Source organism: Paenibacillus elgii NBRC 100335, assembly GCF_004000865.1.
GTDB classification, from domain to species: Bacteria; Bacillota; Bacilli; order Paenibacillales; family NBRC-103111; genus Paenibacillus_G; species Paenibacillus_G elgii.
The window spans coordinates 67,087-89,367 of the sequence record NZ_BIMB01000015.1; the positions used below are offsets into that span (position 1 = coordinate 67,087).

Annotated in this window: 19 protein-coding genes; 15 read left to right on the plus strand and 4 right to left on the minus strand. The window is 57.3% G+C overall.

Going from position 1 to position 22,281, the window contains the following annotated elements:
- Positions 1 to 11: 11 nt before the first annotated feature.
- On the minus strand, positions 12 to 878 hold the full coding sequence (locus PEL01S_RS13665) for a hypothetical protein (protein ID WP_127460721.1): 867 nt from the start codon (positions 876 to 878) through the stop codon (positions 12 to 14).
- A 129-nt stretch (positions 879 to 1,007) separates the two neighbouring features.
- Positions 1,008 to 1,901: a LysR substrate-binding domain-containing protein gene (locus PEL01S_RS13670; RefSeq protein ID WP_127460663.1), complete on the minus strand. Its 894-nt coding sequence runs from the start codon at positions 1,899 to 1,901 to the stop codon at positions 1,008 to 1,010.
- Between the two features lie 170 nt (positions 1,902 to 2,071).
- On the opposite strand from PEL01S_RS13670, the gene PEL01S_RS13675 reads away from it, so the two are divergent.
- From PEL01S_RS13675 to PEL01S_RS13690, 4 genes are read left to right on the plus strand one after another with little or no spacing between them, the layout of a single operon-like run.
- Positions 2,072 to 3,043 (plus strand): ABC transporter ATP-binding protein, encoded by a 972-nt coding sequence (locus PEL01S_RS13675; RefSeq protein ID WP_127460664.1) that lies wholly within the window; start codon positions 2,072 to 2,074, stop codon positions 3,041 to 3,043.
- Positions 3,044 to 3,061: 18 nt separating this feature from the next.
- Positions 3,062 to 4,153 (plus strand): ABC transporter substrate-binding protein, encoded by a 1,092-nt coding sequence (locus tag PEL01S_RS13680; protein WP_127460665.1) that lies wholly within the window; start codon positions 3,062 to 3,064, stop codon positions 4,151 to 4,153.
- Positions 4,154 to 4,165: 12 nt separating this feature from the next.
- Entirely contained in the window at positions 4,166 to 5,836 is a 1,671-nt protein-coding gene (locus PEL01S_RS13685) for an ABC transporter permease (protein ID WP_127460666.1), read from the plus strand.
- Positions 5,837 to 5,842: 6 nt separating this feature from the next.
- Entirely contained in the window at positions 5,843 to 7,138 is a 1,296-nt protein-coding gene (locus PEL01S_RS13690) for an MBL fold metallo-hydrolase (RefSeq protein ID WP_127460667.1), read from the plus strand.
- Here the strand turns inward: PEL01S_RS13690 and PEL01S_RS13695 are convergent.
- On the minus strand, positions 7,135 to 7,989 hold the full coding sequence (locus PEL01S_RS13695) for an EcsC family protein (RefSeq protein ID WP_127460668.1): 855 nt from the start codon (positions 7,987 to 7,989) through the stop codon (positions 7,135 to 7,137). The two genes, PEL01S_RS13690 and PEL01S_RS13695, sit on opposite strands and share 4 nt — an antisense overlap.
- A 504-nt stretch (positions 7,990 to 8,493) precedes the next feature.
- On the opposite strand from PEL01S_RS13695, the gene PEL01S_RS13700 reads away from it, so the two are divergent.
- Genes PEL01S_RS13700 through PEL01S_RS13710 form a run of 3 tightly spaced genes read left to right on the plus strand, consistent with a single transcriptional unit; the run spans position 8,494 to position 11,401 of the window.
- On the plus strand, positions 8,494 to 10,224 hold the full coding sequence (locus PEL01S_RS13700; RefSeq protein ID WP_127460669.1) for a proline--tRNA ligase: 1,731 nt from the start codon (positions 8,494 to 8,496) through the stop codon (positions 10,222 to 10,224).
- A gap of 52 nt (positions 10,225 to 10,276) precedes the next feature.
- Positions 10,277 to 10,519: a hypothetical protein gene (locus PEL01S_RS13705; protein ID WP_108534508.1), complete on the plus strand. Its 243-nt coding sequence runs from the start codon at positions 10,277 to 10,279 to the stop codon at positions 10,517 to 10,519.
- A 36-nt stretch (positions 10,520 to 10,555) separates the two neighbouring features.
- A complete protein-coding gene (locus PEL01S_RS13710; RefSeq protein ID WP_127460670.1) occupies positions 10,556 to 11,401 on the plus strand; it encodes a DUF72 domain-containing protein in 846 nt (281 codons plus the stop codon).
- A gap of 152 nt (positions 11,402 to 11,553) precedes the next feature.
- On the opposite strand, the gene PEL01S_RS13715 is transcribed toward PEL01S_RS13710, so the two are convergent.
- Positions 11,554 to 12,303: a PaaX family transcriptional regulator C-terminal domain-containing protein gene (locus PEL01S_RS13715; protein WP_239551592.1), complete on the minus strand. Its 750-nt coding sequence runs from the start codon at positions 12,301 to 12,303 to the stop codon at positions 11,554 to 11,556.
- A gap of 202 nt (positions 12,304 to 12,505) precedes the next feature.
- Between PEL01S_RS13715 and PEL01S_RS13720 the strand changes: the two genes are divergently transcribed.
- The 8 genes from PEL01S_RS13720 to PEL01S_RS13755 all read left to right on the plus strand — a co-directional run bounded on the left by PEL01S_RS13720 (position 12,506) and on the right by PEL01S_RS13755 (position 22,280).
- Positions 12,506 to 13,474, plus strand: a complete 969-nt coding sequence (locus PEL01S_RS13720) for a YbhB/YbcL family Raf kinase inhibitor-like protein (RefSeq protein WP_127460672.1) — start codon at positions 12,506 to 12,508, stop codon at positions 13,472 to 13,474.
- Between the two features lie 145 nt (positions 13,475 to 13,619).
- Positions 13,620 to 14,537, plus strand: a complete 918-nt coding sequence (locus PEL01S_RS13725; protein ID WP_127460673.1) for an AEC family transporter — start codon at positions 13,620 to 13,622, stop codon at positions 14,535 to 14,537.
- A 299-nt stretch (positions 14,538 to 14,836) separates the two neighbouring features.
- Entirely contained in the window at positions 14,837 to 16,285 is a 1,449-nt protein-coding gene (locus PEL01S_RS13730) for a contractile injection system protein, VgrG/Pvc8 family (protein WP_127460674.1), read from the plus strand.
- Positions 16,286 to 16,303: 18 nt separating this feature from the next.
- Positions 16,304 to 17,410, plus strand: a complete 1,107-nt coding sequence (locus tag PEL01S_RS13735) for a pentapeptide repeat-containing protein (protein ID WP_127460675.1) — start codon at positions 16,304 to 16,306, stop codon at positions 17,408 to 17,410.
- A gap of 15 nt (positions 17,411 to 17,425) precedes the next feature.
- Positions 17,426 to 17,926 carry an imm11 family protein gene (locus tag PEL01S_RS13740; protein WP_127460676.1) on the plus strand — a complete coding sequence of 167 codons (501 nt, stop codon included), beginning with the start codon at positions 17,426 to 17,428 and terminating at the stop codon, positions 17,924 to 17,926.
- Between the two features lie 11 nt (positions 17,927 to 17,937).
- The gene (locus PEL01S_RS13745; RefSeq protein ID WP_127460677.1) at positions 17,938 to 18,561 is read left to right on the plus strand and encodes a hypothetical protein; all 624 of its coding nucleotides are present in this window, start codon (positions 17,938 to 17,940) and stop codon (positions 18,559 to 18,561) included.
- A 26-nt stretch (positions 18,562 to 18,587) separates the two neighbouring features.
- Complete coding sequence (locus PEL01S_RS13750) at positions 18,588 to 19,088, plus strand: DUF4280 domain-containing protein (RefSeq protein ID WP_063181035.1); 501 nt, start codon at positions 18,588 to 18,590, stop codon at positions 19,086 to 19,088.
- Positions 19,089 to 19,118: 30 nt separating this feature from the next.
- Positions 19,119 to 22,280, plus strand: a complete 3,162-nt coding sequence (locus tag PEL01S_RS13755) for a CdiA family toxin C-terminal domain-containing protein (RefSeq protein ID WP_127460678.1) — start codon at positions 19,119 to 19,121, stop codon at positions 22,278 to 22,280.
- Position 22,281: the final 1 nt, after the last annotated feature.

Here is a 22,281-nt window from a genome sequence, read left to right on the forward strand (position 1 = left end):
CTCGCGCAGGCTTAGTAGCGGTCCATAATCAGCTGCGTTTTCAGCGAATCCTGGGCCAGGAACCAGCCTTTGTTTTTCAGATAAGTCACCAGCTCGTCATGCTTCTGCGAGGCGGTGTCCCGGTCGTCCGTTTTGAACGAAATTTCAACTACGTTCTCCGTACCGGAGCCGTTTGCGCTGCGGATCGGCCACACTTCGATGTACGTTTTCAGGCCGCTATAGGTGCCGGTGTACCGCTTGGCCAGAACCGGGCCGTAGATGCGGGACTTTTGCAGCTTCTCGGAGCCCCAACCGGCGTACAGCCACTTGTCGAATTTGCCTGGGGCGTTATCGATCAGCAGCTGGCGGGAGTCTTTGACCGAGGGGAGATCCATGCCGCTGTAGCCGGATTTTTTGACGTCTTTGGAGCGTGTGATGCTGAGCGTCTTGTTCTGGTAGCCCCATTCCACCTGCGCCTCGTAGTTCGTGTCCGACGCGTCGAAGCCTTCCTGATTAGCCTTCGTCAGCGCCGCATCGATATTGCCGTTGACGATCGGATAGCGCTTCTTGTAGCTCAGCTCGAACTTGCTGTCGCCTTCCTTCTTCCGAATGCGGGGACTCCAGCCGTTGCTGTAAATGTCTTTGCCGTCCGTATCCAGAAACTGCACGTTCATCTTCGTCACGCTGTCCGGTATGCCGAACGCGCTGCGGACCTCGCTCTTCAGCTTGTCGTCCGAGCCCAGCACGACGCTCGCGGGCATGAGCAGCTTCACCTCGTAATCTGGCACCAGGTTGCTTGCAGCTTTGACAGACGCGGCAGGGAAGACGGACGATACCGTCAAAGCGGCGGTCAGGACGACCGCGGACAGCGCCCCAATCCATTTGGATCGTTTGTTCATCATCGACAACTCCTTCATGTTTTGGAATAGGCTTACACGCTAGACTGTAATGATCGTATGTTATCTAGATGTTAAGCAGATATGTTGTTTTTGTAAAGAAAAATTTGGAAATTGATATAAATACTAGATTCACTGGGCTTCTTTCCGCAAAAAGTCGATGAACCGTTCCATGACGGCGGATTGCCGCCGGTCCGCATTGTACGCGCAGTACACGTAGCGTTTGAACGGATTTTGCGGAATCGGGCGAAATTCGAGCTCCCCGCGCTCCACTTCCCGCTGCACGGCCTGCCGCGAAACGAACGACACGCTCTCCCCCTGCATGACGACCTGCTTGATCGCTTCCAGCGAATCGAGCTCCATATGTGCTTTCAACTGGACGCGGTTGCGCTGCGCCCACCGGTCGGTCATTTGCCGCGTGCTGGATTCCGGCCCGTGGAGTAGAAAAGGCGCCTCGGCGAGCTGGTCGGGATACAACTGCGGGTGGGCGGCCAGCCGGTGACGCGGCGCAAAGACGACGACCAGCTCGTCCTCGCAGACGGTTTCGGCGATCAGTGGAGCCGATTGGAACGGCTCGGTGGACAGGAGGCCGAGATCGATCTCGTGATTGCGGAGCAGCTCCCGGATGACGGGGGCCGTCTTGACCTGCAAAGACAAGGTGATTCGCGGATACGCTTTGGCGAAGCCGCTCAGAACCTTCGGCAGCAGGTACGTTCCCGGCACGTAGCTGGCGCCGATCTTCAGCGTGCCGCGGCCCAACTCGTCGAATTCTTTGACGACCCGCCCCGCTTCCTGCGCCAGCGCGTTGATTTTGACCGCGTAGTGGTAGAGCGACCGGCCGGCCTCGGTCAGCATCGTTTTGCCCGCGCGCGTCTCGAACAGTTGCACCCCAAGCTCCTGCTCCATACTCTTCATATGGAACGTCACCGTCGGCTGCTTGAGCCCAAGCTGCTCGGCGACGGCGGTAATTTTTTTGTGCTTCTCCAACAGCTCCACGATTTCCAGCTTCAGCAGACTGAAGTTCAATGTGCCCACTCCCCTTGTTCGGCTCCGCATTTTCCCACAGTATAGAAAAAATCTATGAGAATGAATAGTACCCATTGAATTAATTAACACAATCTTTACGTCCCGCTGACAATCTTCTGCATTTCGCCATGTAAACTAGAGCTAGATTGCAAGATAGGATGGGTTGCAGCATGGATGTGGTCATACGGGGGTTGGAAAAATCATTCGGAGCGATGCAGGCCTTACGCCGGACGGATCTGGTCATCAGGAAAGGGCGGTTTACGACGCTGCTCGGGCCTTCGGGCTGCGGGAAGACGACGCTGCTGCGGATGATCGCCGGGCTGGAGCGGCCGGACCGGGGAGAGATCCTGCTCGGAGACGAGTGCTTGTTCTCGGCCGAGAAGCGGATCGATTTGCCGGCGCATAAGCGGCATTTTGGCATGGTCTTTCAGGACTTCGCCTTGTGGCCGCATATGACCGTGTTCGAAAATGTCGCCTTCGGCCTGCGCGCCACCGGACAAACGAAAGAGCTCAAGCGGCGGGTGGAGGAAGCGGTAGCGCAGGTGCGGCTGCAAGGGATGGAGAAGCGGTACCCGCACCAGTTGTCGGGCGGGCAGCAGCAGCGCGTAGCGTTCGCCCGGGCCGTTGCGCTGAGGCCGCAGCTTGTGCTGTTCGACGAACCGCTCAGCGCCCTGGACGCCGTGCTGCGGGACGAAATGCGGCTGGAGCTGATGAGCCTGGTGCGGGACATCGGGCTGACGGCGCTGTACGTGACGCACGATCAGACGGAGGCCATGTCGATGTCCGATGAGATCGTCGTCATGCAGGAGGGCCGCATTTTGCAGCAGGGCGCACCCGAGGACATTTACCGGACGCCGGCCCATCCGTTCGTCGCCCGCTTCATTGGTAAGTCGAACTGGCTTGTGCCGGACCGCAGCTTGCTTCGTCCGGAGTACGTTCGCTGGTCGGAGCCGGAGGAAGGTGCGGCTACGGCTTACCCGGGCACGATCCGCAGCGTCAGCTATGTCGGGGACCGCTACGAGATCGGGCTGGACATGGGGGGGATAGGCCAATGGACGGCTTATCATTCCACCCGCTTGCAGGCGGGAGAACGCGTGACGGTGTACGTATCGCCGCAGCATATTCACCATATTAGCGAATAGAAAGAGGAGGAACGACAGATGAACAAGGGGAAGGGATTGAAAAACGGGGCTTTGCTGCTGCTGACGGCTGTGATGGGCTTCGGTATCGCCGGCTGCGGAACGACGGCTGCGGACAAATCCGCGAACACGGGCGCAGCCTCTGCGCCGAAGACGGAGCAGGCGACTGCTAAGACAGATGACAAGAAAGAGGACAAGAAGCTCGGGGGCAAGCTGGTCGTCTACAGCGCCGGACCGAAGGAGCTGGCCGAAAGCATTCAGAAAGGGTACGAAGCGAAAACCGGCGTGAAGGTGGAAATGTTCCAGGGGACGACGGGCAAAATTTTGGCCCGGATGGAAGCCGAGAAGGCGAACCCGGTCGTCGACGTCGTCGTGCTGGCTTCCCTGCCGTCGGCCCAAGGGCTCAAAAAGAGCGGGCTCACCCTGGAATACAAAAACGCGGCCAACGCCGACAAGCTGGTCCCGGATTGGTCCGACAAGGACGGTCATTTCTTCGGCTACAGCGCCTCCGCGCTCGGCATCGTGTATAACACGAAGCAGGTGAAGACGCCTCCGAAGGAATGGAGCGATCTCGCCAAGGACGAGTGGAAGGGCAAGGTCAACATCCCCGATCCGGCGCTGTCCGGCTCCGCGCTGGATTTCATCACCGGCTATCTGAGCACTAAGGGCGACGGCGGCTGGGACCTGTTCGATCAATACAAGAAAAACGGCGTCGCTCTGGCGGGTGCAAACCAAGAGGCGCTTGATCCGGTCATCACCGGGGCGAAAAGCATCGTAGCGGCAGGCGTCGACTATATGACGTACCAAGCGAAGGCGAAGGGCGAACCGGTGGACATGGTGTATCCGGCCAGCGGTACGGTCATTAGCCCCCGCCCGGCGGCGATTCTGAAGTCGAGCAAAAACCAGGATAACGCCAAAGCGTTCATCGATTACTTGCTGTCCGACGAAGCGCAGAAGATGGTGGCGGACACCTACCTGCTGCCGGGTCGGAAGGACGTGAAGGCGAAGGACCGCGCGAGCGTCGATCAAATCACGCAGATGAAGATCGATTGGACGTGGATGGACACGAACGGCGACGCGGTGACGAAGAAATTTACCCAAATGTTCAAATAAGACGGTGAAGGCATGCAGGTAAGAAGCTGGATTTCGATTCGAACGGTAGGGATGACCCTCGCCTTGTTTCTTTTGGCGATCCTGGTGGTCGTCCCGCTTTTTTTCATCTTTCTGACGAGCGTCTATCCGGAGCAGACGCTGGATTTGTCCGCGCCGCTGCGGACCATTCTGGAGAACAAGCTCGGCGAAGTATTCTGGAACTCGATCTGGCTGGGCCTATGCGTTGTGCTCGGAACGACGGCGCTGGCGCTGCCGCTTGCTTGGATATTGGCTAAAACAAGCCTCGGCCGGCACGCATGGCTGGATATCGTGCTGCTGATCCCGTTCATGACGCCGCCGTACATCGGTTCGATGGGCTGGATTTTGTTCATGCAAAAAAACGGCTACATGGAGCAGCTTCTTCCTATGGCGGAGACGTGGACGCCGAAATTTTTCAGCGTCTTCGGCATGGTGGCGATCATGAGTCTGCACTTGTTCCCTTTTCTTTATTTGATCCTCCGCAACGCGTTATTGCAGATCGGCGGGAGCAAGGAGGACGCCGCCGCCGTCCACGGAGGCCGTTTCTTCTACAGCTTCCGAAGGATCGTGCTGCCGCTGCTGTTGTCCAGCTACGCAATGGGGGCGCTGCTCATCTTCGTCAAGACGATCGCCGAATTTGGCACGCCGGCCACCTTCGGCCGTAAAATCGGCTTTTACGTGCTGACCTCGGAAATTCATAAGTACATTTCCAGTTGGCCGATCGATTTCGGCAAAGCGACGGCGCTCGCTTCCGTGCTGCTGAGCACGTGCCTGCTGCTGTGGTACGCGCAGACGGTCGTCACCCGGCGGTATACGTACCGTTTGGTCGGCGGCAAGGGAACGCGGAGCAAAATCTATCCGCTAAGCGGACTGACGCGGCTATTGGCTTGGGGTTATGTGATCGTGCTGCTGGTGTTGTCCGTGGGCGTTCCTTACTTTTCGATTATTTCCGCTTCAATGATGAAGCTGCGGGGCGTCGGGCTCGCCTGGAGCAATCTGACGCTGAATCATTACGTGGAGCTGCTGACCTGGGGCTCCAAAAGCATGACCGCGCTGCTGAACAGCCTCGGCTTGTCGCTGGCGGCAGCGACGATCTCAGTGCTTCTGGGTACGTGGTTCGCGCTGACGATCAAGCAGTCGAAAACATGGCCGCAGCGGATGACCGACTTGTTCAGCCTGCTGCCGAACACGGTGCCGGGCATCGTGCTGGTCGTCGGCCTGATTCTGCTGTGGAACGCGCCATGGATGCCCGTGCCGCTGTACAACACGTACGGGATGGTCGTTCTGACATATGTCGTCTTTTTTCTGCCGTACACGGTGCAGTACGTCAAAGCGAATTTCTCCCAGCTTGACGAGGCGCTGTTTCAAGCGGGGCAAGTGTTCGGCGGCCGGCCGGCCTACGTATTCCGCCGCATTTTGCTGCCGCTCATCGTCCCGGGCATGCTGGCGGGCTGGATGATGACGTTCACCATCTCGGTCCGCGAGCTGGTGGCGTCGCTGATGATTTTGCCGCCTTCGATGGAAACGTCGGCCACGTATATTTTCGCGCAGTTCGAGCAGGGGAAAGTGTCGCTCGGCATGGCCATGGCGGTCGTCTCGGTCGGTCTGACGACGCTGATGCTGCTCGGGATCGACCGGTTAAGTTCAAAACAGAAAGTGGATTGAGATCTCATGCAGCTCGATATTTGGGGCGGGGCGGGCGAACACGGCCGCTCCAGCTACCTCCTACACAATGACCGCATCGGCGTACTGCTGGATTGCGGCGTCAAAAAGACGGGTGCGGGACAATACCCGCTCGTCGACCCGAACGTCATTCCGCGGCTGAATGCCGTTTTTTTGTCCCATGCGCACGAGGATCATTCGATGGCGCTGCCGCTGCTGTACAAGCATGGCTATCGCGGCGTCGTCTGGACGACCCGGGCGACGGCGCAGCAACTGGACACGTATTTCGCTTCCTGGAAAAAATATGTCAGAGGACAGTCGGCAGAGCTGCTGTATGGCGACGAGCATGTGGAGGCGATCCGGTTCGCGTATTTGGAGGAGGCCGGAGCTTCGGGGGAGTGGATTGACGCGGCTCCTCACGTTAAAGTCTGCTGGGGCCGGAGCGGGCACTTGGTCGGCTCCGTCTGGCTGATGCTGGAACTGGAGGGCAAGCGGGTCTTTTTCTCCGGCGATTACTCTTCGGAGTCCGTGCTGCTTGCGGCGGATGGGCCGGAGGCATTGCCGCCGGGGACGGCGGGCCACCAGCCTGCCGATCTCGCGGTGATCGACGCCGCTTACGGGATGGACGCCGAGGCGCAGCCGGTCCTGCTGGAACGGCTTGCCGCCCGGATCGGGCAGGCGCTGGCGCAAGGCGGCTCCGTGCTGCTGCCGGTTCCCGCCTTCGGGCGCGGGCAGGACATGCTCGTCTGGGCGCGGGAGCGGTTCCCGGGCGTTCCGCTCGTCGCGGAGCGGGAGCTGCTTCAGGCGTTCGGCCCGATGCTCGACCGGCCCGAATGGCTGAAGCCGGGCGCGGCCGAGCGGATTCGGCGCTGCCTGGAAGACCCGCGCGTCGTCGCAGTGGCGACGGATGCGGAGCGGGAGCAGGCGCTGGCCGCGGGGCGGAGCGCGCTTTATTTTACCGCCGACGGCATGATGCAGTCGGAGCGCGCGCAGTGGTACTACCGCAGGTTGGCCGCCGCGGGGAACGGCTGCGTCATCTTAACCGGCCATCTGGCCGCGGGCAGCTTCGGGCAGCGTCTGCTGGACGAGCCGGAGAGCGGGGGCGGCTGCTCGGTTGAAGCGATCCGCTACAAGGTGCACCAAGGCCTGACCGATGTCAGGCGGATGCTGCGGGCTTTCGGCAGCCGTCAGTCGGTCCCGGTGCATACGGGACGCAGCGCGACGGACGCGCTCTGCGCAGCGCTGGCCGCGGAGGGCTTCGCCGGGCTGCACTCGCTGGGGCCGGGCGAAGCGCTGCGCTTCTAGCCGCTGCGGAGCCGCTCCAGCACCCGGCGCTTGCGGTACAGCATTTTGCCCGCTTCGGCGACATCCTGCAGCGTGCTGCGGTTCAGCACCGCGCCGAAGATCATCCCGGCGACCGGGACAAGCTGGAACAGCTTCTTCCAGCCGAAGTTGTCGCGGTAGATCGTCACGACCTCGCGCCATCCCTGAAGCTGCGAGATCGCATCCCGCTGTCGGTGCTCGTTGTCGAAGTCGGCCAGCTCCTCCAGCACGGCCTTCTTCCCGACGATGTCGGAGGAAGCGAACTGCAGGCACTTGATCACGAAGACGCGCTCGCGCTTGTCGTTCGGATCGTAGCCGTACACCATCGCCATCTCCTGCAGCACCTTGAGCGACAAGCCGAGGATGGCCGGAATGTCGATGGCGAGCGTAAAGATGCCGCCGAAGCCGGTCGTCGCCCCTTGAGCCGTCGCGAAGAGGGTGCGGCTGCGGGCGAATTCGTCCGCGGCGCCGTCCATGACGGCGAGCGGCAGCGAGGCGACCTCGCCTAAGGTGTGCGCACCGGCAAGCGCAGGGTTGCTCTGTCGGCTCGCGAGCTGCCGGTTCAACTCGTCGAGCACGCTTTGCTCCGAGATCAGATATCGGCCGCCTGTTTGCACGAAGCTTCCGACCTCGTCTACGGCCTGCGCCAGCTTGTTCTGCAGCGCCTTCGGCGTGAGCCGGTCAAGCAGCTGGAAGGGCAGCCTGCCGAGCTTCTCCCAGAACCACAAATCTTTCTGGCTTGCCTCCCATGCCTCGATGTCGAGAAGCGCCTGCCGGAACTCGTCTTTCGTCTCGGGGGCAGGCAGCGAATGAGCGTTATCATGTATCGTCATGAATGGATCAGCTCCTTTATACCCCGTATTACGGTGCGAGTCCTTGGAAGGATGCAAGCGCGGGCCGGGTTACTTTCCGTGCTGCTTCGGGGTGGCGGATTCTGGAGAAAAATGGTGTCCGGCGCGGAAGAAGAAGCTGATTGGAAGCACTTGCAACTTTGGTTGAATTGGTGTAAATTGGAACATACAACATCGTGATTGCTCGAATGTTTTATGAAGCGAAAAGCAACGATCAAGGACATGGAACGTGCGACCGGTTGCGCCAGAGAGGGCGTCCGAGGCTGAAAGACCCCCAACCGCCGTATGCTTCGCCCCACCTTGTAGCTGCAGCGGGGAACTGAGCTGGACGTATCCGCTGCCGGGCCTCCCCCGTTATCCGAATGAAGGACCGCGCGCGCCTGCAATCCGAGGCACATGCGGTTGAACCAAGGGTGGTACCACGACACGTTTTCGTCCCTGACGAAGACGTGTTTATTTTTTATATCCGAACTTGGAGGGATTTCCATGCGACAACAAAATCTGCTTATGCCTACTCTGCGGGAAGTCCCGTCGGATGCCGAGGCGGTCAGCCACCGGCTGATGCTGCGGGCTGGCTTGATCCGACCGCTTGCGGCGGGGGTGTACACGTATTTGCCGCTCGGCCGTCGCGCGCTTCGCAAGGCGGAGGCGATCGTCCGGGAGGAGATGGACCGGATCGGCGCGCAGGAGGTGCTGCTGCCGGCCATGCAGCCTGCCGAGCTGTGGCGGGAGTCCGGCCGGTACGACGTATACGGTCCGGAGCTTGTCCGGCTGCGCGACCGGCACGACCGGGAGTTCGCGCTTGGGCCGACGCACGAGGAGGTCGTTACGGCGCTCGTCCGGGACGAGATCAGCTCGTACCGCAAGCTGCCGCTGACGGTGTACCAGATTCAGACGAAGTTCCGCGACGAGCGGCGTCCGAGGTACGGCCTGCTGCGCGGGCGGGAATTTCTGATGAAGGACGCGTATTCGTTCGATACGGACTGGGAAGGGCTGGATGCGACCTACCGGGCGATGTACGAGGCGTATCACCGGATTTTCACCCGCTGCGGGCTGAATTACCGGGCGGTGGAAGCGGATGCGGGCGCGATCGGCGGCGAGGGCGAGACGCACGAATTTATGGCGCTGGCGGAGATCGGGGAGGACACGGTCGTCGCCTGTGACGGCTGCGGCTACGCGGCCAATCTGGAGAAGGCGGAAGCGGCCGCCGTGCAAGCCGCGGCAGTTGAGGAAGCCGCGCCGCCGCTGGAGCGCTGGCATACGCCGGACATTCGCACGATTGCGCAGCTGACGGAGCTGCTCGGACCGGAGGCCTCGCGGCTAATGAAGACGTTGTTGTATGTGGCGGACGGAAAGCCGGTGGCCGTCGTGGTCCGGGGCGCCGACGAAGTGAACGAATTAAAGGTACAGCGGGCTTTGGGCACGGATCGGCTTGAGCTGGCCGATGCAGAGACGGTGCAGACCGTTACCGGCGCGCCGGTCGGTTTTGCCGGACCGGTCGGGCTGAACGTGCCTCTGCTGGTCGACCGCGAGGTCGCCGCCTTGAGCGAAGGCATCGCCGGCGCGAACGAGCGGGACTACCACTACCGCCATGTCCGGCCGGGCCGGGATTTCTCACTGGCGCACACAGGGGATTTCCGCGAGGTGCGGCTCGGCGATCGCTGCGTCCGCTGCGGCGAGCCGTTGACGCTGCACCGGGGGATCGAGGTCGGGCATGTGTTCAAGCTCGGCACGAAATACAGCACGGCGCTGGGCGCGAGAGTGACGGGCGTCTCCGGCACGGAGCACGACGTCATTATGGGCTGCTATGGCATCGGCGTCTCCCGGCTGTTGTCCGCGGTGCTGGAGCAGCACCACGACGAGCAGGGCATCGTCTGGCCGCTGTCCCTGGCGCCGTTTCACGCGCATATCATTCCGGTAGCCGTGGCGGACGATACCCAGCGGAAGCTGGCGGAAGAGTTGTACGAGCGGCTGCACGCGTTGGGCGTCGAGGCGCTGCTGGACGACCGCGAGGAACGGCCGGGCGTCAAGTTCAAGGACGCCGATCTGATCGGCCTCCCGGTTCGCATCGTCGTCGGCAAGAAAGCAGGCGAGCGGGTGGTCGAGTACAAGGAGCGCCAAGCGCCGGAAGCGGAGCAGCTTACCGTGGAGGAAGCGGTACGGCGGCTGCTTGAGCTGGTGAAGCCTGCGGCTTCCGAAGGCGCGCAGCAGAAGTGACGGATCGCTTGAAATAGGTAGACCCAAAACAGGATGCCGAGGAGGAATTAAAATGCAAACCGTTTCGGACTATTTGTTTATGGCCTCATTGCTGATGCTTATTTTGAGTTTTGTGGGCGGAGGATGGCGGTATACCGGCGTCTCTGCGTACACCACGGATTTGTACATGCAGCATGACCCTGCTAAAGAATTCAAACGACAGGATAACGCGGTGAAAAGATATTTCAAATCGAAGCTGTTTTGGATCGCTGCGGCAGGCATCGTCATTTCGGTGATATTGTCGGAAATAGGATAGAAAGTAAGGCACAGCAAGGCAAGGAGGCACACGTTCATGATCCGAATCGGCTTGGCCGGATGGGGCGACCATAGCGACTTATACGAGCAGGGCCTCCCGGCCCGCGATAAACTGAAGGTGTACGGCCGGTACTTTTCGCTTGTCGAGGTAGACAGCTCGTTCTATGCCGTGCAGTCGTCCGCCAACTTCGAGCGATGGGCGGCGGATACGCCGGACGGCTTCGCTTTCGTGGTCAAAGCCTACCAAGGCATGACCGGGCATCAGCGCGGGAACAGCCCTTTCGAGGATGCGGACCATATGTTTCAAGCGTTCCGCGAATCGGTCGAGCCGCTGCGGGTAGTGGGCAAGCTGAAGGCGGTGCTGTTCCAGTACCCGCCTTGGTTTGACTGCAACCGGCTGAACGTCGAGCAGCTCCGGGAGGCGAAGCGGCGGATGGGCGACTTGCCCGTGGCGCTGGAATTTCGTCACCAGAGCTGGTTCGACGGAGAGATGAAGGCAAAGACGCTGGCTTTTATGGAAAAAGAAGGCTGGATTCACAGCGTCTGCGACGAGCCGCAGGCCGGCGTCGGCTCGGTGCCGACCGTGCTGCATCCGACGGACCCGGACGTCACGATCGTCCGCATGCACGGCCGCAACGCGGCCAACTGGAACCAAGGAGGCGGCCCAAACTGGCGGGAGGTCCGCTACTTGTACCGGTATAACGCGGACGAGCTCGCGGAGTGGAAAGAGCATCTCGCAAAGCTGCAGGAGCGGAGCAAGGAGATTTGCGTTATTTTCAACAACAACTCGGGCGGCGACGCCGCGGCGAATGCGATGCAGATGCTGGAGCTGCTCGGTTTGCCGACGAAGCCGTTCGCCCCACGGCAGCTGGATTTATTTTGAAAACAGGCTCAGGCCCGGATATTCCGGGCTCCGGGCCTGTTTTTTCGTGCCTTCGGAACATTCAGGTCAGGGGGACTATTCGGCGTAAAGCTCGCTAATGCCGACTTGGCAGGCGCCCACCTGAATCAGGCGGCTTTTGCGGAGCGGAACAGCTAGTTGACATAACGGGAGTAGGCGGAGTCGTGCGGAATCGCCGCCTTAATTTGCGCCATGCATTCGGTCAACTGACGGAGAATCCTTTGGGCTGACCAGTCTTCGGGGAGCAGCTCCTCCGGCAGCATCGGATCGATCAAGTACAGCTCGTTGATCTGTTCGCCAAGCTCCAGATACAGGATGAACAGCTCCAGCGGGTCGGTTTCCATCTTCTTCGCATCGTCTGGGGCGTTTCCTGCAGCTTTAAGCAGTATAGGCTTGAATTCCTCCGAAAACCAGCGCCGCTTCTCCTCATACATCTGCGCCGTATCGGCCAGAGGCCATACTTTCGCCGCTATGTCCCGAGGTGCCTCCCCATGCTCGAGACGACCGGCGAACACGGTCGCATACCCCTCGGCCTTATGCTTGCGGAGCAGCTCGTCAAGCTCCTCCCGATAAGGCCAAGGTGAAATGTAAACACCGGCGTGCAACTGTCCGAAACCGGTTTGCAGCAAATCCGCCCGCAGCTGGTCGCGACGCTTGCGATCGGTCTCGGGAAATGAAGTCAACACCAGATGCCAGCAACCGTCCCAAGAAAGAGTGTAATGCTCCGGTTTGCGGTTGATCGTGCGAATGAACGTTCGTCCTACCTCGGTTATACGGTAGGCGGACCGGGATGGAGAAATGACATAACGGTCCTTTTTTAGACGCGACAGTCCATTGCGTATATAGGGGGCGGAGTATCCCCGTTTTTCGTAGATTCGGATCATATCCTGTGTTTCCAGTTCGTCAGCTTTGGATAAAAGAAAGAGCATCTGTTTCTCTACCGACAACAAATCTGTTCACGCTCCGTATTGACATTTTGATAGATTCAATATAACATGAATATCGTCGACGAACGAAAAATATGTTACAAATGCAGTGCTGCTAATTGTATTGTACCTCAGAATCGGTTAAAAGGAGAAATGGACGATGACGATGAAATTTCGGTATAGCCGTAACCTTCTTGCGGGCGGTCTTGTGATGGCTCTGTTTATGCCGGCGGTTTCCACCGCAGCGGAAAAAACGGATTCCGCCGCTTCAACAAAAGATGTCATGCGGAATGTGGCGAGCTATACTCAGTGGAACACGCCGTTTACGGTCAAGGTGAACGGAAAGAAATTAGAAACGAAGGGCGAGATGATCAATACCCGCATGCTCGTGCCCGTTCGTGAGGTATTCGAAGCGGCTGGCGCGGTCGTGACTTGGGATTCGAGCGAGCAAGCTTGGCATGCGGAGGGCAAGGGGATGACCGCCGGACAGAAGCTGGGGGAGAAGAAAGCGATTGTGAACGGAGTTGCCTATGAGCTTGACCAGGAGGCGGTGCTTGAGAACGGGAACGCGTTCGTTTCCGCCAGGCTGGTTGAGGCTGCGCTAGGCTTGGAGCTTCGCTGGGATTCCGCGGAACGCGTTCTGTCTGCCTCCGCCAAACCGGCCGCATCGGGCTTCCGGGTCTGGTCGGATGCGTTCCAGGAATACGGCACGATTCCGGTTCAATATGCACACGAAGGCGTTGTCGGCGGGCAAAATATCAGTTTACCTGTCGGATGGGAGGGCGTTCCGGAAGGGACCAAATCGTTCGCTGTTGTCATGTACGATGTGCATCCGATAGCGGACAACTTCGTTCACTGGAGCGTGCTGAACATACCGGTTACGGACAACGGACTACCTGAAGGTGCGGCCGGTCATCTCAAGAACGGCGCAGTCGAGCTGAACGGTTACTACGGCATGGAGCCGCCGCGCTATTCCGGGGACCATCTTTACCGGATAGCCGTGTACGCACTGGATACCGACAAGCTTGAAGCTCCGGCCCAAGCGCCGACTTTCTTCGAGGAGCTGGAGCCTCTCTTGCGGAAGCACTCGCTAGGGTATGCGGAGACGGACGGATTTTTCCGGCAATAATTCGGAAAGCCGTTACGGTCGCTCCGCCGTTGCCGAATATTATAGTTTTTAACTATAAAAATTATATTTTTTATATATTTCATGAATTAAAATATTCTCTTTACTATCAATAGTAAATTCATGCATAGAAAGAAGGCGGCACTGCGTGGGCAATTACGCCAGCATTTTCGGTTCTGTAAGCATCCCTATACTTTTAGCTTGCGTCTTAGGCTACTTGTATCAGAAGTACAAATCGCCCGACTCCAAGGTGCTCGCTGATGTAAGCTTGTTCGTACTGTCCCCGTGCCTGATCATAAGCTCGCTTTCCGAGAGCAGCTTAAACGGGTCCTCTTTTGGTCATATTGCATTATTCACCTTGGTTCAAACCTTTCTGTGCTGGGCGGCGGCCTTCGGTGCAGGCAAGCTTTTCCGCTTCAGCTCCCCTTCGCTGCGGGCCATGGAGCTGACGACGATTTTTGCCAACTCCAACAATTATGGACTGCCTTTGCTGTTGTTGGCCTTTGGGACACAAGGCTTCGCGATCGGCGTAACGAATGTGATTCTGCATATCGTGCTTGTAAACACGCTCGGTCTGTACATTGCGTCGCGAAGCTCATTCAGCCCCGGCCAAGCCGTTTCCAAAATGGCGCACAATCCGCTTATTTATGCTGCGGCTGTCGGATTGATTTTGTATGTTTTCCATATCCCGCTGCCTTCGAGCTTACAGGATGGATTCAAGCTCATTGGCGGTGCTTATGCGGCCATTGTTTTGCTGATGCTGGGCATGCAACTGAAAAAAGCGAACTGGCGCAGCAGCTTGCGACGAGAACTGTGGATTGCAATCATCATGCGAATCGTCGGAGTACCGCTTTTGTCCTGGCTAACCCTCACTCTGCTAGGGATACATGGCCTTATTGCATCCGTGCTGTTTGTTCAATCTTCCATGCCTTCCGCCATCAATTCCGTTGTGCTTATGGAGAAATATGGAGGAGACCAAGAGTTGGTAGCGTTAAATGTTGCCATAACGACGGTTGCAAGCTTCTTATATTTGCCGATGATTATTTATTGGTCGTTTGGATTGTAGCTCCGGACATTTCTGTGCTCTGGGCTCAATTGCCGGATGGCGAATGCTTGACTGCGGTTGACTCGTTTAAGCGCAAAGTTGGTTTTGAGACTAGGCTCAGGCCCGGATATTCCGGGTTTGGGCCTGTTTTTTTGTGTCCGGGGGGCCGGACTGGAAACTGCTGGTTCTGCTTTTGTGAAACTTACCACTTTATTGCTAAAAACCTAAAGTTTTCAATAAACAAGGTCGATAAAGACATATGCGAAATGACAAAAATTACAAATAAGCACCTCAGTTGATCATATTGGGGAGAGATCCGCATGGGAGTTTCGGTCATCACCTATGGAAACATCGAAGTGGGACCTTTTGAATTGACGAATCTGCAAGATTTGCAAGTGATCAAAGCCTTCAACGATCATGCAAAGCTGACTTTAACCGGGATTGTGCCGGAAGAACGAAGGGACAGCTACGTCCAAATGGCCAACGCGCAAACGCAGGTCAAAGTCGTCCTGACCGACGACGATGGAGAACAAAAAACGTGGTTTCAAGGGATCATCCGGAACATTCAGGTGCAGGCCGTCCGCGGTATTTATTACTTAACGGTCGAAGCTGCCTCGCATACCTGCTTGCTGGACGTGAAGCTGCACAAACGCTCCTTCCAAAATCCAAAAATGCCCTATACCGAGCTGCTCCGCGACATTCTGTCCGGCTACGACCAAGCCGATGTCATCGACTACGCTTCGGACGGCGAGGCGATCGGGAGCTTCGTCATGCAGTATGAGGAAACGGACTGGCAGTTTCTGCAGCGCATGGCGTCCCGGTTTTATACGGGACTGATTCCGACAACGGGCTTTGACAGCCCCAAGTTTTATTTCGGCCTGCCGAGGAACGAGTCTGTCGTCGAAATCCAGGCTGCGCACTATACGTTTAAGAAGCATATCGCCGATTACCGGAACGCTTCGGAGAATCATATTCCCGGCATCGGGGAAGCCGATTATATCGTCTACGAGGTCGAGTGCGCCCGGCTGCTGGACGTAGGCCAGGAGGTCGTCTTCAAGTCCAAGCCGCTCGTCGTGGGCCAAGCGGTTGCGCAAATGAAGGACAGCCTTCTCACGTATACCTACCAATTGTATCCGCGTCAGGGGCTGGCGCAGCCACGGATATTCAACAACGCGATTATCGGGGCTTCCATCCAAGGGCATGTGCTCCAGATCCGCAAAGATACCGTCCGCGCCAAGCTGGATATGGACGAACAGGTGGACCCGAGCACGGATTATTGGTTTCCCTATTCGACGATCTATGCTTCCGAGAACAATACGGGCTGGTACTGCATGCCGGAAGTGAACGACCGTATCCGCATTTATTTTCCAAGCAACAAGGAAGAGGAAGGCATTGCGATCAGCTCGGTACAGCGGGAGAGTCCACCAAGCCGTTCGGCGTCGGCCGCCCGCCATGGAGATTCCGGGGAGGACCGGATGAGCGATCCGGCTATCAAGACGTTTCAGACCAAGTACGGAAAACAAATTATGCTGGCCCCGGACCGAATCGTCATCTCATCGGGCAAAATGCACATCACCATCAGCGATAAAGAAGGAATCGAAATTAAAAGCGACCATAACGTGATCATTTCTGCCGACGAAGACATCCTTATGACTTCGAAAAATCTGAAGATCAAAGCGAACAAGCTGGAGCTGAAGGGCAAAGAAGAAAATGTGATCACGCTGGAAAACCATATGGAGTTCAAAGGCTCGGAAATTAAGATGAACTAGGCTGGGGGCAGGAGAGAGATGGGCAAGGAGGAAGCGCTGCTGCATTTGCGCGAACATGTGTTGGACCCTGCGCTTACGGAACGAATCTCGGCTCTGGACGCCGATTTCCGCCAACACAAGAGGCAGCTTGCGGCCGGATTCGTAACGTCGTTCCGGGAGCTATGCCTAAAGATTAAGGCGATGCAGGAACGGCAGGAAAAAGCGCCGATTGCCTACATTCACTATTCCATGCTGCGCACGTCGATAAGGGAAGGCGCCAACACCTACTTGATCGAGGCGTATTCGGACGATTGGTATTGGGATACGGCGTATTGCGACGCCGCCTACGATGCGGGTTGGGCGTTTCAAGGGATTCGCCCGCTCCTGTCGGTTCTGGACGACAGCCGCAAAGCCTATATGAATATCCTTCATTCCGCCGATTCGGAACGTCTTGTGGTGCAGGAGATCGACTATTTCAGCCAGTTTGTCACGGCTCTCGCCCGCTGGGCGATCCCGGAAGCGGTGAAGCTTCCCGAATTTCAGCAGATTGCCAAGGCCGATCGCCTGCAAATTCGGATCGGCGAATTTAAAGATAGGAGCGAGCCGCTTTATGTGGAGGACCGGGGGCAGCAGGATGTGCAGCAGATCAGGCGGCGGCTTGAGCAGAAGCAGGGAGCGGATTGCTCGTACGAGAGCTTTCGGGGGCTGCCGCTTTCCCAGGGCCATTACGATGAACTGGATTTGCGCTATTCGGATTTCAGCGGCAGCGATCTGACATCCTGCACGTTCAACGGTTGCGTGCTTATTGGAACGCGCTGGCACGGCTGTCGGCTGCGCCACACGGATTTCAGTTATTCGCAGCTGTGCGATGCCGATTTTCGGGATTGCGATTTGATAGGGGCGAATTTTCGCATGGCAGACGGCCAAGGCTTCGCCGACAAGCTTCACCGTACCCCGGGGCTATTGGGCGTAAACTTCGCCAACGCCGACCTGGAAGGCGCCAACTTCCTGCATGCGGACTTGCCCGAAGCGAACTTCGAGGGCGCTAACCTGAATCAGGCGGTATTTGCGGAGCGGGACCGGGAGCGGCTGCGGCCGTGGCTTAGCGAAGCGCAAATCGCATCGATCCGGTGGGTATCCGGGTAGAGAGGGGCTGATGGAATGCGCGATTATTTTTTGCTGCTGGATGACGAACGGATTATCGATAAAGCGCAGCCCGCCGGGCTCGGAAACAACGTGAAATTCGAGGAGCTTCCACCGGTTGCGGTCCTGCCTGTTGAGTATAGCCGAACCTGCGAGTACGTCGATTGGCTGGGCAAGCCGATGCGCATGGCATCGGACCGGATGAAGAGCCTCATGGAGAAATATAACCGTCACATCCGGTTTAAGCGGATGGAACTGATCGATACGAAACAAAGCGGGCAGCACTCCTACTGGGTCATGCAGGTGCCGGCTGTCGAGTGCCTTTCCCCGCAAAGCGAGTTTCACCCCGGAGGCACGCTGAAACGGCTCGTATTGGACCGGGAGCAAGTGAAGGGGCACCATATGTTCGCCATACAAGGCATTCTGGAGCCGTATATCGTGGTTAGCCTCGATGTGGCGGAAAGTTTGCTGCGCAGACATTGGACGGGATTTATTTTGCAGAAAATCGAACAGGCGTAACGGAGGGCCGGATGACGACCTATTGGGACGAATTGCTGCTAGATATCGACCATAAACGGCAGATTCAAGAGCAGATGGAGAAAAGCGCTGAGAACGACGGTTCGATCTCGCAGGAGGATTGGGATCGAGGGGTGCAGGAGGGGAGGATCGAGCTGCCGGATCAAGTGATCGAATTCGACGAACACCGGCTGCTCGGGGAGCGGGTGAGCTTTCGTTTGCCGCGGTTATTGCTGCCCGTCCCGAGAGGACTGGCGGCGACGGAGTACGGCATGAGCGGGAACGACCAGCACCTGTTCCGGGACAAGGGGCGGCAGGTTCTTTTTGGCTTGAAATGGACCACGCAGGCGCTGGCCATGGAACAGGTCGAGCCGTATCAGGATGCGCTGCTCCGGCAGCTGCAAAGCTTAAAATCGGATATGCAAATTATGGAAACCATCATGCTGGAAGCGGACGGGCTGCAGGTAGGCTGCTGCGAATCGTTATTTCAACTGCCGACAGGGTACGGATATCAAGTGCTGTTCATGACATCGTTGGAGGAAAGATTACTGCTCGGCAGCTTTCAGTTCCCTTTGGAAGGAGCGGAGCTGTGGCAGCCGTTGTCTGCCGCCATGATCCGGGCATTGCGGCGCAAATAGACCTATTGGATATAGGAGATGATCATATGCTGGACCTGCTGATTGGAGCTATAGTCAAAGGTCTGCTTCAAGCGGAGCAGAAGTACGTCGTGCGCGGCGCAACGCTGAAATGCAGCCTGGGCACGGACCCCGGCGTCTTGAATTTGCCTAAAAGCCACGGTGTGTACATTAAGAAGAAGCCCGTGATGACGGTCGCGGACTGCACGCCCGACAATATTGGCTGCTTCGGGTTTTGTCAGGCGAAGATGGGGGGCGTCCTCGACCATATCGCCGGCTGGAGCCGAACGACGAGCAACAGCCTGCCGGTACAATCGAACCCGTTGCTTAAAGGGATTCTGGAGTTCGGGGCGGATCAGCTGAATGCCATAACCGCTCCGCATACGGTATGCACCCCGGGTATTTGCGGGAAATGGTCGAGCGGCAAGGAAGATCTTCTGATTAACAACGAGCAAGCGCTGCTGAGCAAGTCGACGTTAACGTGCTCTTTGGGTGGCACCATTACGATAGAACATGACGGGCAGGATTAACGGACGGCGGCCGATTGAAGGGGTGGGACGATGCAGCAGACAGAGCGCGTCATCGCGTATTCGGATTTAAACGTCCATTGGCCGTACGGAACGATCCGGCTCGATGCCCTGGAGCTAGTTCAGCAGATGGGCGATCATGCCAGGCTGTATTTTACGGGAACCGTGGATGCGGAGCAAGAAGATGCGATCGCCGTCGGCAGCGGCCGTTACGACCGGATTGAACTGAAGGCTTCGGGGCAGGAGCGTCCGCTTTTTATGGGGCAGCTTCAGGAGGTCGGACTCCAGGTCGTTCGCGGTATGTGCCGCGTAAGCGTAACGGCGGTTTCGCATACCTATGAGCTGGACATCGGGACAAGGACGCGCTCGTTTCAAAAGGTCGATGCGCGGTATATGGAAGTGGTGGATCACATCCTGGAGGCGTATCCCGGCTCGGCGGTCATCGATCGAAGCTTTGACAAGCTGGAGCAGGGAACGTTCATGATGCAGTATCAGGAGACAGACTGGGCCTTTCTGCGGCGGCTGGCTTCCCATGTAGGAGCGGATCTGGTGCCGGATATCACGGCGCACAGCAGCCGGTTCTGGATCGGGATTCCCGAAGGGCGCAAGCAGGTGAAGCTGGAGGACGTCCCGTATACGATTCAGCGGGAGATGGATGCGTACCGGGAGACGAGCGCTAACGGGCAAGCCGCCGTCAACGAGAGCGATTATACGAGCTGCCGGTTCGAGCTGGAGACGATGCTTGAGATCGGGGACGAAGTGCTGCGGGAAGGGCAAGCCTTCGTCATTACGAAGCGGCGCGGGACGATCGAACAGGGGGCGCTCAAGTGGGAGTACACGTGTGCGCTGCCGCAAGGGCTCAAGCGGAAAAAGACCTATAACCTGCCGATCATCGGGGCTGCGATCGAGGGAAGCATCCTCAAGATCAGCCGCAATCAGGTGAAGATCCATCTGGATATCGACGAGGCGCAGAGCGTGCAGGACGCCCGCTGGTTTCCTTACGCCGCGGAGGGCAATCAGGTATGGTATCTCATGCCGGAGACCGGCTCGAAGGTCAAGCTGTATTTTCCAAGCGCGGAGGAAGACGACGCGATGGTGATCCAGTCGGTGCGTCATGCGCCGCAGGGCGAATTTGTCGAGAAGAGCGGCCGAAAAATGCAGGACCCGGGCGTGAAATCGTTCGGGAATCCGCAAGGCAAAGAAATAACGTTGGGGAACCACGATCTGACGATGACGGCGAAGGAGGGCTTGCTTTATATCACGATGCAGTCGGGGATCGGCGTCTTTATGGACAGCGCCACCTGCATTCGGATGAATTCGAGCGCCGACTTGGAGCTTCATGGACGCAGCGTCATGCTGTACGGAGAGAAAAGCCTGCATCTCCAGACGATGTCGGACACGCTGGAGCTGGGCGAAGGCGGGTTCAAAGCAAGCAGCGGCCAAATCAAGATGAACCTGACCTCCTCGCAGGAGTATACCCCGATCAAGAGCGCATTTGAGCAGCAGCGGGACGAGCTGGGACTGTCCGGGTTGATTGAGAAACGGACCAAACGCAACAAGGCCGTCCGGGCGCAGGGAAAACAAGACGCGCTGATCGAAGGGGTCAAAGGGCTATGGGGCTTTGTCGTGGATGCCGTGGAAATCTCATCCCCGGCGGTTCTTCTTGGCGAACACGTCTACGAGGAAATTACCGGAAACACGCTGGCGCCGCTTGCGGAACGAAACAGCATCGCCAAAGCGGCGGTCTCGGGAACGCAGTATGTCGCCGAGCATGTGAAGAACGGTCAATGGGCCGAGATGGGAAGCGATGCCATAGAGCACGTCAAGAAGCAGTTGTATGAAGATTATGTAGAGCCGATTAAAACGAAATACCAGGGGGACTTTCAGCACAATCCGCTTGTCACCGGCGAGGAAGAAAACCGCAAGCTTGGCGAGGCCGACTTCAAGGGAACGATGATCGAGGTGGATGTCGCACTGAACTTCGTCGGAATCGGCGAAGCGAAAGCGGCAATCAAGACCTTGAAGAACGCGGTCAAAGACGGGAAAAAGATCAGCATGAAAGACCTCAAAAAAGGGGCAAGCGAGAACAAAGCGAAGGAATCCGAGCATGGAGAAGGCGCAGGGAAACGGCCTCACGGCAGCGCGGAAGGCGACTCGGCCCCAAGCGGACCGCCGAAGAACGGGAAGTATATAGCTGGCGGATTCGATGCCTCGAATCCGTCGGATGCGCTTGGAGCCTTGCTCCAGAAGATGATGAAGGAGATGAAGGATAATTCTCCGTATGTGATTGCGAGAGTGGAGCAGCCCGTACCCGTCGGAATTGGCATGCAGGGCGGCCCCAGATACACGTTTACAATCATGAAGCGTGAGGATTACAATGCTCTATATAGCAGCGCAAGCGATCATACGGGCGGTGGCGGCCGCGGCGGCTCGGGCCGGCATGATCGGGATAAACCCAAACATCGGGATGAAGAAGAGCAGCGTAAGCGCCACGATGAAGAAGAGCGTGAGCGTAAGGAAAGAGAGGAACGTGAGCGCCGGGAGGAAGAGGAGCGCAAACGTAAAGAAGAAGAGCGTAAGCGTAAGGATGAGGAGGAGCGCAAGCGCCGGGAAGAAGAAGAGCGTAAGCATCGCGAAGCAGAGCGTAAGCGTTTGGAGGATAAAGAGGGGCCTGAGGGGACAGGTAATCTCAATTATAAAGAGGGTTACTATGTTGAACATTTAACCGGAGAAGTCACAAAATGTACGGACTGGAAAGGTGTCAGCGGTGGACATAATTACGATGAATTCAAGAAATATTTTGATGGAAATGGGAAGTATGTATTAGAAGAAGTGAATAAATTACCACATCCTGATATTAATGGAATATATGATTTGGAATACAGAATGAAGGTTGAAATAAAGGATTATCGAGGGATTGGCACAGGTCAATATAAGTATATCCCCAAAGAAAATAAAGACCCTTTCAAAAAAACAATATATGATCCAAATATTATATCGAGTGATGACATTGTTAAATTTGGTAAAGAGGCTATGGAAGATGGCATTAATCAGAATCAAGTGAGACAATTAGAAGCTCAGGGCAAGGAGTTAATTCAAGGCACTGCTACTAATGGATTAAAATATGAAGGTATAAGAAATGTTGATACAGGTGAAATAGAAAACTTCTGGCATGTATTGGAATGGAGTGAGTAGA

What these genes read in the sequence shown, in the direction of transcription:
- PEL01S_RS13735 (WP_127460675.1), top strand. Translation starts at nt 16,304, where the DNA reads ATGGGCAAGGAGGAAGCGCTGCTGCATTTGCGCGAACATGTGTTGGAC.
- PEL01S_RS13705 (WP_108534508.1), top strand. Translation starts at nt 10,277, where the DNA reads ATGCAAACCGTTTCGGACTATTTGTTTATGGCCTCATTGCTGATGCTT.
- PEL01S_RS13730 (WP_127460674.1), top strand. Translation starts at nt 14,837, where the DNA reads ATGGGAGTTTCGGTCATCACCTATGGAAACATCGAAGTGGGACCTTTT.
- PEL01S_RS13665 (WP_127460721.1), bottom strand. Translation starts at nt 878, where the DNA reads ATGAACAAACGATCCAAATGGATTGGGGCGCTGTCCGCGGTCGTCCTG.
- PEL01S_RS13685 (WP_127460666.1), top strand. Translation starts at nt 4,166, where the DNA reads ATGCAGGTAAGAAGCTGGATTTCGATTCGAACGGTAGGGATGACCCTC.
- PEL01S_RS13700 (WP_127460669.1), top strand. Translation starts at nt 8,494, where the DNA reads ATGCGACAACAAAATCTGCTTATGCCTACTCTGCGGGAAGTCCCGTCG.
- PEL01S_RS13675 (WP_127460664.1), top strand. Translation starts at nt 2,072, where the DNA reads ATGGATGTGGTCATACGGGGGTTGGAAAAATCATTCGGAGCGATGCAG.
- PEL01S_RS13695 (WP_127460668.1), bottom strand. Translation starts at nt 7,989, where the DNA reads ATGACGATACATGATAACGCTCATTCGCTGCCTGCCCCCGAGACGAAA.
- PEL01S_RS13680 (WP_127460665.1), top strand. Translation starts at nt 3,062, where the DNA reads ATGAACAAGGGGAAGGGATTGAAAAACGGGGCTTTGCTGCTGCTGACG.
- PEL01S_RS13690 (WP_127460667.1), top strand. Translation starts at nt 5,843, where the DNA reads ATGCAGCTCGATATTTGGGGCGGGGCGGGCGAACACGGCCGCTCCAGC.
- PEL01S_RS13755 (WP_127460678.1), top strand. Translation starts at nt 19,119, where the DNA reads ATGCAGCAGACAGAGCGCGTCATCGCGTATTCGGATTTAAACGTCCAT.
- PEL01S_RS13745 (WP_127460677.1), top strand. Translation starts at nt 17,938, where the DNA reads ATGACGACCTATTGGGACGAATTGCTGCTAGATATCGACCATAAACGG.
- PEL01S_RS13715 (WP_239551592.1), bottom strand. Translation starts at nt 12,303, where the DNA reads ATGATCCGAATCTACGAAAAACGGGGATACTCCGCCCCCTATATACGC.
- PEL01S_RS13720 (WP_127460672.1), top strand. Translation starts at nt 12,506, where the DNA reads ATGACGATGAAATTTCGGTATAGCCGTAACCTTCTTGCGGGCGGTCTT.
- PEL01S_RS13740 (WP_127460676.1), top strand. Translation starts at nt 17,426, where the DNA reads ATGCGCGATTATTTTTTGCTGCTGGATGACGAACGGATTATCGATAAA.
- PEL01S_RS13710 (WP_127460670.1), top strand. Translation starts at nt 10,556, where the DNA reads ATGATCCGAATCGGCTTGGCCGGATGGGGCGACCATAGCGACTTATAC.
- PEL01S_RS13750 (WP_063181035.1), top strand. Translation starts at nt 18,588, where the DNA reads ATGCTGGACCTGCTGATTGGAGCTATAGTCAAAGGTCTGCTTCAAGCG.